The 13,675-nt window shown below is 63.6% G+C and carries 17 protein-coding genes; 12 read left to right on the top strand and 5 right to left on the bottom strand.

The window, feature by feature from the left end:
- Positions 1-6: 6 nt before the first annotated feature.
- Positions 7-288: a DUF1153 domain-containing protein gene (locus ACP15K_RS01500; protein ID WP_424989638.1), complete on the bottom strand. Its 282-nt coding sequence runs from the start codon at positions 286-288 to the stop codon at positions 7-9.
- Between the two features lie 481 nt (positions 289-769).
- Here ACP15K_RS01500 and ffh point away from each other — a divergent pair, with 481 nt between their 5' ends.
- The 11 genes from ffh to ACP15K_RS01555 all read left to right on the top strand — a co-directional run bounded on the left by ffh (position 770) and on the right by ACP15K_RS01555 (position 7,621).
- A complete protein-coding gene (gene ffh / locus ACP15K_RS01505; RefSeq protein ID WP_193139610.1) occupies positions 770-2,245 on the top strand; it encodes a signal recognition particle protein in 1,476 nt (491 codons plus the stop codon).
- The gene (locus ACP15K_RS01510) at positions 2,242-2,769 is read left to right on the top strand and encodes a GNAT family N-acetyltransferase (RefSeq protein WP_424989639.1); all 528 of its coding nucleotides are present in this window, start codon (positions 2,242-2,244) and stop codon (positions 2,767-2,769) included. Before ffh ends, ACP15K_RS01510 begins: the two co-directional genes overlap by 4 nt.
- A gap of 124 nt (positions 2,770-2,893) precedes the next feature.
- The gene (locus ACP15K_RS01515; RefSeq protein WP_193139614.1) at positions 2,894-3,190 is read left to right on the top strand and encodes a chorismate mutase; all 297 of its coding nucleotides are present in this window, start codon (positions 2,894-2,896) and stop codon (positions 3,188-3,190) included.
- A gap of 73 nt (positions 3,191-3,263) precedes the next feature.
- Positions 3,264-3,638, top strand: coding sequence for a 30S ribosomal protein S16 (gene rpsP, locus ACP15K_RS01520; protein WP_193139616.1), 375 nt, complete (start codon positions 3,264-3,266; stop codon positions 3,636-3,638).
- A gap of 8 nt (positions 3,639-3,646) precedes the next feature.
- Positions 3,647-4,279 carry a 5,6-dimethylbenzimidazole synthase gene (gene bluB, locus ACP15K_RS01525; protein WP_424989640.1) on the top strand — a complete coding sequence of 211 codons (633 nt, stop codon included), beginning with the start codon at positions 3,647-3,649 and terminating at the stop codon, positions 4,277-4,279.
- Between the two features lie 19 nt (positions 4,280-4,298).
- Positions 4,299-4,442, top strand: coding sequence for a hypothetical protein (locus tag ACP15K_RS01530; protein WP_366192051.1), 144 nt, complete (start codon positions 4,299-4,301; stop codon positions 4,440-4,442).
- Entirely contained in the window at positions 4,443-4,991 is a 549-nt protein-coding gene (gene rimM, locus ACP15K_RS01535) for a ribosome maturation factor RimM (RefSeq protein WP_193139623.1), read from the top strand.
- Positions 4,988-5,818, top strand: a complete 831-nt coding sequence (gene trmD / locus ACP15K_RS01540) for a tRNA (guanosine(37)-N1)-methyltransferase TrmD (RefSeq protein WP_193139625.1) — start codon at positions 4,988-4,990, stop codon at positions 5,816-5,818. Before rimM ends, trmD begins: the two co-directional genes overlap by 4 nt.
- A 48-nt stretch (positions 5,819-5,866) precedes the next feature.
- On the top strand, positions 5,867-6,259 hold the full coding sequence (rplS, locus tag ACP15K_RS01545) for a 50S ribosomal protein L19 (protein ID WP_193139628.1): 393 nt from the start codon (positions 5,867-5,869) through the stop codon (positions 6,257-6,259).
- An 11-nt stretch (positions 6,260-6,270) separates the two neighbouring features.
- Positions 6,271-6,492, top strand: a complete 222-nt coding sequence (gene rpmE / locus ACP15K_RS01550; protein WP_193139629.1) for a 50S ribosomal protein L31 — start codon at positions 6,271-6,273, stop codon at positions 6,490-6,492.
- Between the two features lie 319 nt (positions 6,493-6,811).
- Entirely contained in the window at positions 6,812-7,621 is an 810-nt protein-coding gene (locus ACP15K_RS01555) for a division plane positioning ATPase MipZ (protein WP_193139632.1), read from the top strand.
- A gap of 3 nt (positions 7,622-7,624) precedes the next feature.
- Here the strand turns inward: ACP15K_RS01555 and ACP15K_RS01560 are convergent, their stop codons facing one another.
- From ACP15K_RS01560 to ACP15K_RS01575, 4 genes are all read right to left on the bottom strand, one after another.
- The gene (locus tag ACP15K_RS01560) at positions 7,625-8,665 is read right to left on the bottom strand and encodes an AI-2E family transporter (protein WP_193139633.1); all 1,041 of its coding nucleotides are present in this window, start codon (positions 8,663-8,665) and stop codon (positions 7,625-7,627) included.
- 74 nt (positions 8,666-8,739) lie between these two features.
- The gene (locus ACP15K_RS01565; protein ID WP_193139635.1) at positions 8,740-9,177 is read right to left on the bottom strand and encodes a universal stress protein; all 438 of its coding nucleotides are present in this window, start codon (positions 9,175-9,177) and stop codon (positions 8,740-8,742) included.
- Complete coding sequence (locus tag ACP15K_RS01570; protein WP_424989641.1) at positions 9,174-11,783, bottom strand: TRAP transporter permease; 2,610 nt, start codon at positions 11,781-11,783, stop codon at positions 9,174-9,176. The genes ACP15K_RS01565 and ACP15K_RS01570 overlap by 4 nt, the downstream gene beginning before the upstream one ends.
- Before the next feature lie 74 nt (positions 11,784-11,857).
- Positions 11,858-12,826, bottom strand: coding sequence for a TAXI family TRAP transporter solute-binding subunit (locus ACP15K_RS01575; RefSeq protein ID WP_193139639.1), 969 nt, complete (start codon positions 12,824-12,826; stop codon positions 11,858-11,860).
- Positions 12,827-13,158: 332 nt separating this feature from the next.
- Between ACP15K_RS01575 and ACP15K_RS01580 the strand changes: the two genes are divergently transcribed.
- Positions 13,159-13,671, top strand: coding sequence for a hypothetical protein (locus ACP15K_RS01580; protein WP_424989642.1), 513 nt, complete (start codon positions 13,159-13,161; stop codon positions 13,669-13,671).
- The last annotated feature ends 4 nt before the right edge of the window (positions 13,672-13,675 follow it).

The following is a 13,675-nucleotide window of genomic DNA, read 5'->3' on the forward strand; positions in this document are numbered from 1 at the left end:
CAAGAGCTAATGACCGGTCCGCAGGTCGTGCATCCGGGTGATCTTCAGGCCCGCGGCACCGTGGCGATCAATCGCCCCGATCCAGCCCTGCAGTTCTTCGCGGGACAGGTCGTAGCGGGCGATGGCCTCTTCGGCAGCGATCAGCCCGTATTTCACGGCCTTGGCGACCACGGCCTTGCGGCTGGCCACCCAGCGGGTGGTGCCGGACTTTGGCAGATCGGCAACCGAAATGCTGCCGCCATCCGGCAGGCGAACGACGCGCGGTCCCTTGAGCTTTCTGACAAACATGCGACAGATCCCTTTTCCTCAATACCCTTGGCCTCGATCGGTGGCCCCGGCACTGTTGCGACACAGCGTTTTCCGGGGCGGAGCGAGGATCGCACGGGGCGGGTCTTCCAATTCCGCACCGGAAAGTCTGAGGTGCGGCGGTAACTTGTTAACCACGTCCTTGCGATAGTAATGATCTAGGGTCAGGGGCTGCGTGCGATCACCTCTGCTGAGGGATAATCAGGCGCCCAAAAGCCTACGCTTTCGGAAATTGGGATAGGCCCACTATACGAAAGCACATTCCGGCATATGTCCTCCCTGCCCCTGCTTCGCTTGACATTTCCCGCCCAACGGTCCATCTGCTGCGCAAACCTTCCGGGAGCCGTGAGTCTTCCGGTCCTTGGCCCATGCCAGGATCGCCGTCCACCAGCGCGTTGCGCCCGTGGGCGCGATTGTGCTTTGAGCCTTGGCAGGGAACCGAACGACAAGGAGTGCCACGCGCATGTTTGAAAATCTGTCCGAACGCCTTGGCGGCGTCTTTGACCGGCTGACCAAGCAGGGTGCGCTGAGCGAGGATGACGTCAAGACCGCCCTGCGCGAGGTTCGCGTCGCCCTTCTGGAAGCCGACGTTTCGCTGCCCGTGGCCCGCGATTTCACCAAGGCCGTGCAGAAGAAGGCCACCGGCGCGTCGGTTACCAAGTCGGTGACGCCGGGCCAGCAGGTCGTGAAGATCGTCCATGACGAACTGGTGCAGGTGCTGGCGGGGGACGACCCCAACCCCGGCGCGCTGAAGATCGACACCATTCCGGCGCCGATCCTGATGGTCGGTCTGCAGGGGTCGGGCAAGACGACCACCACCGCCAAGCTGGCCAAACGCCTGACCGAGAAGAACGGCAAGCGGGTGCTGATGGCCTCGCTCGACACCAACCGTCCGGCGGCCATGGAACAGCTGGCCATCCTCGGCAATCAGATCGGTGTCGACACCCTGCCCATCGTCAAGGGCGAAACTGCGGTACAGATCGCCAAGCGGGCCAAGCAGCAGGCGACGCTGGCGGGCTATGACGTCTATCTGCTGGACACCGCCGGCCGCCTGTCCATCGACGAAGAGTTGATGACCCAGGTCGAACAGGTCCGCGACGTTACCAACCCGCGGGAAACCCTGCTGGTGGTTGACGGGCTGACCGGTCAGGACGCGGTGCACACTGCCGAGAACTTCGACCAGCGCATCGGAATCTCGGGCGTCGTTCTGACCCGGATGGATGGCGACGGACGCGGCGGTGCGGCCCTGTCCATGCGCGCCGTCACCGGCAAGCCGATCAAGTTCGTGGGCCTTGGCGAAAAGGTCGACGCGCTGGAGGAATTCCACCCCAGCCGCGTCGCCGGCCGCATCCTTGGCATGGGCGATATCGTTTCGCTTGTGGAAAAGGCGCAGGAGACGCTGGAGGCCGAACAGGCCGAGCGCATGATGAAGCGGTTCCAGAAGGGTCAGTTCAACATGAACGACCTCAAGAACCAGCTTGAGCAGATGATGAAGATGGGTGGCATGGAAGGCGTCATGGGCATGATGCCGGGCATGGGCAAGTACAAGAAACAGGTCGATGCCGCCGGTCTGGACGACAAGGTGCTCAAGCACCAGATCGCCCTGATCCAGTCCATGACCAAGAAGGAACGCGCCAACCCGCAGCTTCTGCAAGCGTCGCGCAAGAAGCGCATCGCGGCCGGCGCGGGCATGGAAGTGTCCGAGCTGAACAAGCTTCTGAAGATGCACCGCCAGATGGCGGACATGATGAAGAAGATGGGCAAGATGGGCAAAAAGGGCATGCTGAAGAACCTCGGCAGCATGTTCGGCGGCAAGCAGCCCTCGGAAGCCGAGATGGCGGCGGCACAGCAGAAACTGGGCTCGATGCCCGGCGGGATGCCGGGACTGGGCGGCGGCGGTCTGCCACCGGGTCTGTCGGGCTTCGGGAAAAAGAAATGAACTTCCCGACCCTCACCACCGCGCGGCTGACGCTGCGCGGCTTTGTTCCCGAAGATTTCGACGGGTTCGCGGCCTTCTATGCCGACGACCGCTCGCGCTTTGTGGGCGGGGTGAAGACCCGTAACGAGGCCTGGCGTCAGTTCGGGCTGGAATTCGGCCACTGGCATCTGCGCGGCTATGGCAATTTCGCGGTGACCGAGACCGCCACCGGCAAGCTGGCCGGCTATGCCGGGCCGTGGAACCCCGAAGGCTGGCCGGAACCGGAACTGGGCTGGAGCCTGTTTGCCGGGTTCGAAGGCAAGGGTTACGCCACCGAAGCCGCCCGCGCCGTGCGCGACTGGGCCTATGCGGACTGCGGCTGGACAACGGCGATCAGCCTTGTGGACCCGTCCAACGCCGGCTCGGCCAAGGTCTGCACCCGTCTGGGAGCCTGGCACGAAAGCGACATGGATCACCCGATGTTCGGTGCCCTGCAGATCTGGCGTCACCCCTCGGCCGTCGATCTGGCAAAGGGCGTGGCCTGATGGGGCCGCTGACCACACAACGCCTGGCCCCGCGCCGCTCCCAGCCGTTTCCAGGCTGGGCCGTGCCCGTGCGTGCCGCGATGATCCGCACCCCGCATCCCTGTCCAGCCCCCGGAGCCCCCCGATGACCGACGCCATCACCCGCGCCGCAGAGCTTCTGAAAGATCACCGGGCCAGCATCGACCGGCTGGACGCGATCCTAGTCTACACCCTGGGAGAGCGGTTCAAGCACACCCAGGCGGTGGGCAAGCTGAAAGCCGAACACGATCTTCCCCCGTCCGATCCCGACCGCGAAGCGCGGCAGATCGAGCGGCTAGAAGCCCTTGCGAAAGAGGCGGACCTGGATCCCGATTTCGCAAAGGAATTCCTGAACTTCATCATTCAGGAAGTCATCCGACACCACAAGAAGCAACAGAAGTGATCCCAGCGGGATCGCCCCCCAAAGATGACAGGTGCTTGCGCCTGACAGACGCCATTCAAAGGAGAACAATACAATGGCTATGAAAATCCGTCTCGCCCGTGGCGGCTCGAAAAAGCGCCCCTTCTACCGCATCGTTGCCGCCGACAGCCGCATGCCGCGCGACGGCCGCTATGTGGAGCGTCTGGGCACCTACAACCCGCAGCTGCCGAAAGACAGCGAAGATCGCGTGAAAATGGACGTTGAGCGCGTGCAGCACTGGCTGAGCCAGGGTGCCGAGCCCTCCGACCGCGTGTCGCGCTTCCTAGAAGCCGCCGGTGTTGTCGCCAAGAAAGAGCGCGCCAACCTGAAAAAGGGCGTTCCGGGCAAGAAAGCCCAGGATCGCGCCGAAGAAAAGGCCGCCAAGGCCGCCGAAGCCGCCGAGGCACCGGAAGAAGCCTCCGCGGAATAAGCGGGCGCTTGGGGGTGCAGTTCTCGGACAGCTTCCGGCACGACCTGGCGGAGTTGATGCGCTGGCGGCGCGATGTACGCCGCTTCCGCAGCGACCCCGTCGATACGCGCGTGCTGGACCGCTGTCTGCAAAGCTTCACCCTGGCCCCTTCGGTGGGGCTGTCGCAGCCGTGGCGCCTGCGCCGGATCGCATCCGGTCCGGCACGGGACGCCGCGCGCCGCAATTTCACCGCCGCCAACGCGGCCGCCCTGGGCGGCTATGATGGCGACAAGGCGGCCACCTATGCTGGACTGAAACTCAGCGGCATGGACAGGGCGCCCGAACAGATCGCCGTATTCTGTGACGAGGCCACGGCCCAGGGCGCCGGTCTGGGCGCGGGCACCATGCCCGAGATGCGCCGCTATTCGGTGGTCTGCGCGATCATGCAGTTCTGGCTGGTGGCACGGGCCGAAGGGCTGGGCGTCGGCTGGGTGTCGATCCTGAATGCACCGGCCCTGTGCCGGGACTGGAACATGCCCGAGACCTGGGAACTGGTCGCCTATCTTTGCATCGGCTGGCCGGAAGATGACGGCACCGACCCCGAGCTGGAAAAAGCCGGCTGGGAAACGCGGCGGAGCCTGCCGCCACTGGAAACCATTTGACCCGACGCGGAGGACCCTCATGATCCGTCTCATTCTCTATGTCGTGATGTTCGGCGCGGGCCTGTACGCGGGCTCGGAATACGAACGCGTCACCGCGATGGAACGCTGCCTGAACGCGGGCGGCTCGGTCGACCCGCGCGGCTTCTGCATGGGAGCGCAATAGATGGCGCGCAAGGAAGACCTGATCTGCGTCGGCGCCCTTTCGGGCGCCTATGGCGTGCGCGGCGAAGTGCGGCTGAAAAGCTTCTGCGCCGAGCCGGAAGCCATCGCCGACTATGCGCCCCTGCTGTCCGAGGACGGCAGCCAGACCTACACGCTGCGTCTGACCGGACAGGTCAAGAACGGCCTGACCGGGCGTCTGGGCGGCGTGTCGACCAAGGAACAGGCCGATGCGCTGAAAGGCACCCGCCTGTACGCGCCCCGCGATCGCCTGCCCGGCCTGCCCGACGACGAATACTATCACACCGACCTGATCGGGCTTGAGGTGCTGGACACCGGCGGCGGCCTGCTGGGCAAGGTGGCCGCGGTGCACAACCATGGCGCCACCGATCTGCTGGACGTGCGCGGCCCCGGCCTGCGCGAAAGCGTGCTGCTGCCCTTCACCCTGGCCCATGTGCCCACCGTTGATCTTGGCGCGGGACGCATCATCGCCGACCCGCCCGAGGGGCTGTTTCCCGATCCTGACGACAAGGGCAAGGGCAAGGACGCATGACCGGCCCGACCCGCTCGCACGGGCGCAAGAGCATCCAGGCGAACCTGGTCCCGAAAGACCTGATGGGCGGGGCCGACAAGCTGGCCGGCGTGTGGACCGCCAAGATCGTGACGCTGTTTCCAGAGGTGTTTCCCGGCATCCTCGGGGCCTCGCTGACCGGCAAGGCCTTGAAGGACGGGTTGTGGCAGATGGAAACCATCGGGCTGCGCCCTTACGGCGAAGGCCGTCACCGCAACGTCGACGACACGCCCGTGGGCGGCGGTGCCGGCATGGTGCTGCGCCCCGACGTGCTGGCCAAGGCGCTGGATCAGGCCGCACGCGGCACCCCGCGCAACGCCGCGCGCTGGCCGGTACTGGCCATGTCGCCGCGTGGAAAGCCCTTCGATCAGGCCATGGCGCAAAGGCTGTCCAGGGCCGAGGGCCTGACCCTTCTGTGCGGGCGTTTCGAGGGCTATGATCAGCGGGTTCTGGATGCTTACGGTGTCGAAGAGGTCTCGATCGGCGATTTCGTCCTGACCGGCGGAGAGATTGCCGCGACAGCCTTGATCGATGCGACAGTCCGTCTTATACCCCGCGTGCTGGGGAATCAGGCCTCGGTCGAAGAGGAATCCTTTTCCACCGGACTTCTGGAACACCCGCAATATACGAAACCTGTCGACTGGAACGGCCGCAAGGTCCCGGAGATTCTCCTTTCCGGACACCACGCGAACATCGCCGCCTGGAGACAGGTCCAGGCCGAAAGGCTGACCAAGGAACGCCGCCCTGACCTCTGGCGGGCTTACTGTGAAACCCACGGTAAGGACCCGGACGGGGACCAAGAGCTCTGAGGGTGCATCACGTTGCGGATCGAACCGCACAGGAAAAGGAAGATTGCGATGAATCTGATCGCACAGCTTGAAGCCGAGCAAATCGCTCAGCTTGACAAGACCATCCCGGATTTCAAACCCGGCGACACCATTCGCGTGGGCTACAAGGTGACCGAAGGGTCGCGGACCCGCGTGCAGAACTACGAAGGCGTCTGCATCGCGCGCAAGAACGGCAAAGGCATCGCCGGCTCGTTCACCGTTCGCAAGATCTCGTTCGGCGAAGGCGTGGAGCGTGTTTTCCCGCTGTATTCGACCAACATCGACAACATCGAAGTGGTTCGTCGTGGCCAGGTGCGCCGCGCCAAGCTGTACTACCTGCGCGCACGTCGCGGCAAGTCTGCCCGTATCGCTGAAAAGACCAACTACAAGCCGCTGGCCGCCAAGGCCGGTGCCGACGCATAAGGACGGGTATCATGCGCAAAGACATTCACCCCGATTATCACATGATCGACGTCAAGATGACCGACGGCACCATCGTCAAGATGCAGTCGACCTATGGCAAGGAAGGCGACACCCTGTCGCTGGACATCGATCCCAGCTCGCACCCGGCATGGACCGGCGGCACCACCCGCCTGATGGACCAGGGCGGCCGCGTGTCGAAGTTCAAGAAGAAATACGAAGGCCTGGGCTTCTAAGCCTCAGCCGCATCCGAATGATGAAACGCCCGTGGTTCCGCCGCGGGCGTTTTCTTTTGGGCAACGGGTGGGGGAAATGCGGCCATGTCCCCGGCCCTGCAGCCGCCAGACTTGCCGGTTGGCCCACAAGGATCCGTCCCCCGCGCGCTGCCAGGCCGCGTTTTCTTCGCACCGCGCCGCATTGTCATGGCTTTTGCGGCCTCAAAGCGGCCGTGATCAGATCCCGGTCGGTTCCGCGCTTCCCAAGCCCCGCTGCACAACATATAGGTTGACCAAACCCCAAAAGGGGCAAGGGCAGTAAGGCGGACCGGAGGTTCGGGTGGCATATATCATCGTGGTGGGGAACGAAAAGGGCGGCTCGGGCAAGTCCACGACCACCATGCATCTGGCCACCGCGCTGGTGCGGATGGGCTATCGCGTGGGCGGGCTGGATCTTGACCTGCGGCAACGCTCGTTCGGGCGCTATGTCGAGAACCGGCAGGGCTATTGCGCCCGAGAGGGGCTGCATCTGCCGATCCCGCTGTACCTGCCCCTGCCCGAGATCGACCGCGCCCATGTGCCCGAGGGCCAGAACATCTATGACCTGCGGCTTGACGCGGCGATCACGGAACTCGACGACAAGGTCGATTACATCCTGATCGACTGTCCCGGCAGCCATACCCGGCTGAGCCAGCTGGCGCATTCCATGGCCGACACGCTGATCACGCCATTGAACGACAGTTTCGTCGACTTCGACCTTCTGGCCCGGCACGATCCGGCCACCGGGCAGATCAGCGGCCCCTCGGTCTATTCCGAGATGGTGTGGAACGCCCGCCAGTTGCGCGCGCAGGCCGGGTTGAAGCCGATCGACTGGCTGGTCATCCGCAACCGGATGGGCCGCCAGCAGATGCACAACAAGAAGCGTGTGGGCGATGCGCTGAATGACCTGTCCCGGCGCATCGGGTTTCGCGTCGCGCCGGGCTTTGCCGAACGGGTGATCTTCCGCGAATTGTTTCCGCGCGGGCTGACCCTGCTGGATCTGCGCGACACCGGCGGCGGCACTCTCAGCCTGTCCAACATCGCCGCCCGGCAAGAGGTCCGCGACCTGGTCACCGCCCTGAACCTGCCCGGCGTGAAGCCGAACTTCTAGGCGTCAGGTGATTTCGCCATCGCGCGAGGCCAGAACCGCCACCGCCCGTGTCGATTTGAACGAGGCCAGAACGATCATCACGATCGACGTCATCGGCACCGCGATGATCGCCCCCGGCAGCCCCCAAAGCGACCCCCAGACCACCAAGGCCACCAGCACCGTCAGCGGGCTGAGGTTCAGCGACCGGCTCATCACGCGCGGCTCAAGCCAGTTACCGACATAGACCTGCGCCGCGGTCAGCAGCACAATGGTGGTCAGGATCGTGGTGAGATCGCCGGTGACCAGCGCCCGGTAAAAGACGATGACCCCGACCGCGACCAGCGAGCCGACATAGGGGATATAGTTGAAGATCGCGACCAGAAAGGCCCAGAAAACCGCGTTGTCCATGCCCATCAGCCACATCAGCGCATAGGACACCACGCCCAGAATCACGTTGATCAGGGTCTTGGTGGACAGATAGGTGACGATCTGGTTGTTGATCTTGTTGAACACATGCCGCGCGTTGCCGCGTTCCGTTGTATCCGGCAACAGCATGTCGATCTTGATCGACATCGGCCCACGCTCGGCCACCATGAACACCATATAGGTGCCGATCAAGACCACGTAGCCGCCCGCCGAGGCGACCGAGGTCAGCACTTGCAGCGACAGGTCGGGCACATCCAGCCGATCCAGCGTGATGGCGCGCAAGGTGTCCCAGGACGGCGTGTCATGCAGGCCGAACATGCTGCCGATCCCGCGGGTCAGGGCCAGGATGTTGTCTTCTGTGTCCGGTGCCGTGCGGGCAATGTCGCGCAGGTTCGACACCGCGATCAGGCTGATCGACAAGAGCGCCAGCCCGAACAGGGTCAACGCCAGCACGTAGGAGAACCAGATCGGCAACAGCGACAGCCCAGGCAGCTTGCGCAACCCCTGCGAGGCTCCGATCAGAACGTAGGTCAGCATTACCGCAACGACCAGTGGCAGCAGAACCCCGCCGCCAACCACCAGGAACCACCCCACAAGGGCGGTCAGGGCAGTGAAATGAAAAACGTCGCGAATGTTCATGCGGCCTCTCAAGCGTAGTTGCCCCAGTGCTATCGCGCTGGGGCGTCAAGGCCAAGGCAGCCCAGGGGCGTTTTTCAGTCGCCGCGCACAACGAAGACCGAACAGGTCGAATGACGCACGACCTGCGCGGCATTCGGGCCCAGGAAGTAGTCGCGCAAGGTGGGCCGGTGCGAGCCGATCACGATGACCCCGGCCTTGTCGGCCTGGGCGGCGCGCAGCACCTCTTCATGGACCGAGCCGGTGGCCACGATGTGACGCACTTCGTGATCCACATCTTCGCCCAGAACCGAGCTGATATAGGCCGACAGGTCGGCCTGCGCCTTCTCGATCGCCTTTTCGTGGAAGTCCGGGCTGAAGTAGCTGCCGACCATCGACGCGCCGAAGTCGGGCACCACGGTCAAGACATCCAGTCGTGCCCCGTCCAGCCTGGCGATCTGCGCCGCGCGCAGCAGGACGGGTTTTTCATGTTCGGGCTGGCTCACATCCAGCGCACAAAGAACGATGTTGCTCATGCCGGGTTCTCCTCTAGCCGGGCTGCACGCCCCCTTTGCAGGAAGACTACCCCGGCCAGCAGCAGCAGGGCCGGGATGAAGATCAACTCCTTCGGCAGTTGGCTTGCCGCGGCGCGGGCCGCCGCGACCACCACGGGCGTATCGCCGTAGAAGTCGAAACCACTCATGACGTCGGCGTAGGGCGTGCCGAAGAAGGGTTCTTCCAGAAGCATCTGGTCGCCTTCGGGGGTCAGGACGATCCCGAGGGACTCCAGCCGCTCCACGCCCGGAACACCATCGCCTTCGACCGGCAGGACCAGAACCGTGGATTTCGGCTCTCCGGTCAGGAAGTCCGGTCCAGCAACCTCGATCCGGACCGAGTCGCCCACCGTTGCGCCATCCATCGCCATTTCCAGCTGTGCCGGCGGGATGTCATCAAAGGCCGGCATCAGCCGATCCATGAAGAAGTCCGGGCGGAACAGGGCGAAGGCGATGAACACCAGCGCGACGCTTTCGTAGATCCGGTTCTTGGTCAGGAACCAGCCCATGGTGCCCGCCGTGAACACGAGTATGGCTATTGTCGCGATCACGAAGACCAATATCCCCTGGACCCACCCCACATCGATCAGCAGCAGGTCGGTGTTGAAGATGAACACGAAGGGCAGCGCGATGGTGCGCAGGCTGTAGAAGAAGGCGATGAAGCCGGTGCGAATGGCATCGCCCCCGGACACGGCTGCGGCCGCGAAACTCGCCAGCCCCACAGGTGGCGTCACATCCGCCATGATCCCGAAGTAGAAGACGAAGAGGTGCACGGCGATCAGCGGTACGATCAGGCCCGATTGCGCGCCCAGTTCCACCACGACCCCTGCCATCAACGAGCTGACAACGATGTAGTTGGCGGTGGTCGGCAGGCCCATGCCCAGGATCAGCGAGAGGATGCCAACGAAGATCAGCATCAGCACCAGGTTGCCACCCGACACGAACTCGACAAGGTCGGCCATCACCTGCCCGATGCCGGTCAGGGTCACGGTGCCGACGATCACACCAGCGGTGGCGGTCGCAAGACCGATGCCGATCATGTTGCGGGCGCCGTCGATCATGCCCTGGATCAGGTCCACCACGCCGTTCAGGCCAGCACCGGCCACGTCACCGTTGCCCCGCATGATGGCCTTCAGCGGATGCTGGGTCAGCAGGATCACGAACAGCAGCGAGGTCGCCCAGAAGGCCGACAGGCCCGGCGATTTCTGTTCGATCATCAGGAAGTAGACCAGAACGATGATCGGCAGCAGGTAGTACAGGCCGGACTTGTAGATCTCGGCCACCACCGGCAGTTCGACCTGCTCGGCGTTGGGATCATCCGGCACCAGGTCGGGGCCTTGCGCAGCCAGGTACAGCAGCGCGAAGTAGGCCAGGCACACCATCGCCGCCAGGATCCAGCCCGCGCCCTCGGGCACGGCGGCGGCGATCCAGCCGACCGGGTATTTGACCCCGTAGCAGATGGCCGCGAACCCGATGAAGAACAGGGCCATGCCCAGCACCGTGCGTCCGGTGGAGGTCACCTTGTTGCCCAGCGTCGGCATGTTGCGCTTCACCGCCTCAAGATGGACGATATAGACCAGCGCGATATAGCTGATCGCTGCCGGCAGGAAGGCGTGGGTGATGACCTCGACATAGGAAATGCCGACGTATTCCACCATCAGAAAGGCCGCGGCCCCCATGACCGGCGGCATGATCTGGCCGTTGACCGACGAGGCCACCTCGACCGAACCCGCCTGTTCCGACGAAAAGCCCACCCGCTTCATCAGCGGAATGGTGAAAGTGCCGGTGGTAACCACGTTGGCAATGGAAGAGCCCGAGATCAGGCCGGTGGCGGCCGAGCCGACCACGGCGGCCTTGGCCGGGCCGCCCTTCAGGTGGCCCAGGGCCCCGAAGGCCATCTTGATGAAATAGTTGCCCGCACCTGCCTTGTCCAGCAGCGCCCCGAACAACACGAAGAGGAACACGAATTTGGTCGAGACCCCGAGCGCGATGCCGAACACCCCTTCCGAGGTGATCCACATGTGGCTCATGGCCTTTTGCAGCGAGGCGCCCTTCCAGCGGATCACCTCCGGCACCCAGCCGGCAGATCCGAAGAACACATAGGCCAGGAAGATCGTCGCGATGATCGCCATCGCCGGTCCCAGCGCGCGGCGCGCGGCCTCGAACAACAGGATCAGGCCGATCAGGGCGAACCATTTGTCCACGTTGTCGGCCAGACCGCCCGATTGCACGATCTTGGCATAGAAGAAGAACCCGTACAGCGACAGGAAGGCGCCGCCGATGGCGAACACCCAGTCCTGAATGGGAATATAGTGGCGCGGGCTGGACTTCAGGGCCGGATAGGCCATGAACGCCAGGAACATCGCGAAGGCCAGATGGATCTGGCGCGAGTTGTTGATGAGATCGCCGGGCAGGATGTAGTTCGCCACGGGCGAAGCCAGAAGAACCTGGAAGATCGACCAGATCAGCGCGGTCAACGCCAGCATCGAGCCGACCCAGCCTACGGGGTTGCGGGCGCCGGAGTCGGACGAAGAGACGAGCTCCTGCAGTTCCTCTTCCGACAACGGACGATTAGACGAGTCACTCATGCTGCAATCCCCTGGCTTCTTCTGATGGAAGAGAACCGGGCACCGTGGCGCCCGGTTTCAGGTTGGTCTGTCGATTACTCGATCAGGCCCTGTTCCTTGTAGTACTTCTCGGCGCCGGGATGCAGCGGAGCCGAAAGACCGTCCTTGACCATTTCTTCCTGCTTCAGGTTGGCAAAGGCCGGGTGCAGTTTCTTGAAGTCGTCGAAGTTTTCGAAGACCGCCTTGACCAGCTGGTAGACAGTTTCGTCCGACACGGCCGTCGAGGTCACGAAGGTCGCACCAACACCGAAGGTTTCGGTGTCGTTGTCATTGCCGCGATACATGCCGCCGGGGATGGTGGCCTTGCGGAAATACGGGTTGTCGGCGACCAGCTTGTCGACCGACTCGCCGGTGACGTTCACCAGCGTGCTGTCGCAGGCGGTGGTGGCTTCCTGGATCGACCCGGAAGGGTGGCCCACGGTATAGACCATCGCGTCGATCTGGTTGTCGCACAGGGCGGCCGATTGCTCGGCGGCTTTCAGCTCGGTGGCCAGAGCGTAATCACCCGTGGACTTGCCCATGGCATCCAGCAGCACCTCGATCGTGGCGCGCTGGCCCGACCCCGGGTTGCCGATGTTCACGCGCTTGCCGAAGAGCTCTTCGAAGTTGGTCACGCCGGTGTCAGAGCGGGCCACGACGGTGAAAGGTTCGGGGTGAACCGAGAACACCGACCGCAGTTCGGGGAAGGCACCGGATTCGGCAAACTGCACTTCGCCGTTGTAGGCGTTGTACTGCACGTCCGACTGGGCGACGCCGAATTCCAGCTCGCCAGCCTTGATGGTGTTGATGTTGTAGACCGAGCCGCCGGTGGATTCGACCGAGCAGCGCAGCCCGTGATCCTTGCGGCCCTTGTTCACCAGACGGCAAATCGCGCCGCCGGTCGGGTAGTAGACGCCGGTCACACCGCCGGTGCCGATCGTGAAAAATTCCTGGGCTTGCGCCATCGGCGCGACAAGTGCGCCGGCAGCCACCGCGGCCGCGGCGAGTTTCGTCTTCATCAGCATCTTGATCTCCCTGATTGATGCGTATTTTCGACAGCCGCCTCCCGATTCCATCGGATATTTTTCAGCGGCCTGATGCCACCGACTCAAGCGGCTTCACGGGCGTGTGTCAACGGCTAGCGCGAAATCCGTGCCAGAATTCAGGGACATGGATGGGTGGACGCATGATATTCGGCACCGAACTCGGGCCGCGACCCTCTGGAAAGGCGTCACTTTCCGCGTTTGTCACCAAGGTCTGGACACTGGCGGCACTGCCGTTGCGAAGCCAACGAACTGGACAAACAACAAGGCCGCGTTCACACAGTTCCAGCAATCATGAAGAATGAGGGACACGCATGGACGTACCAACCGGCCTTCTCGTGGCGCTGATGTTCGTAACCCTTCTGACCATGGGGTTTGGCAACATCCTGGCGGCCTTCGCACCGAAGATTCAAGCCAAGGAGCCCTTGTTCATCCACCCCCTGCACGGGCTTTGGTGGGCCATCCTTTGCCTGGTGATCCTTGGAACCTTCTGGCGCTGCGCGGCCATCTTCCTGGTCGAGAACTGGAGCTTCGTCGAATTTCTCTACATGATCCTCGGCGCCGCGTTCCTGTTTTTTGCCAGCACAAGCCTGCCCGGCAATGATAGCCCCGGCCTGTCAAAGCCGTTCCTTGCCAGCCTGGCGGCCTTTCATCTCTGGGGTCTGGGACTCGCGGTTCTGTTTGGCAGTCCGGGTTGGTTGCCGCTTCTGGTAACAGGCGGCCTGCTGGGATTGCTGGTATCCCTGTGGCGCAACCCGGATGCGCCCTATTTTCCACAGCTCAGCTACGCGGTGGCGGGTCTTACCATCCTCAGCCTGATCGTCTGACCCC

It is taken from the genome of Fluviibacterium sp. S390 (genome assembly GCF_049800695.1).
Lineage (GTDB): Bacteria > Pseudomonadota > Alphaproteobacteria > Rhodobacterales > Rhodobacteraceae > Meridianimarinicoccus.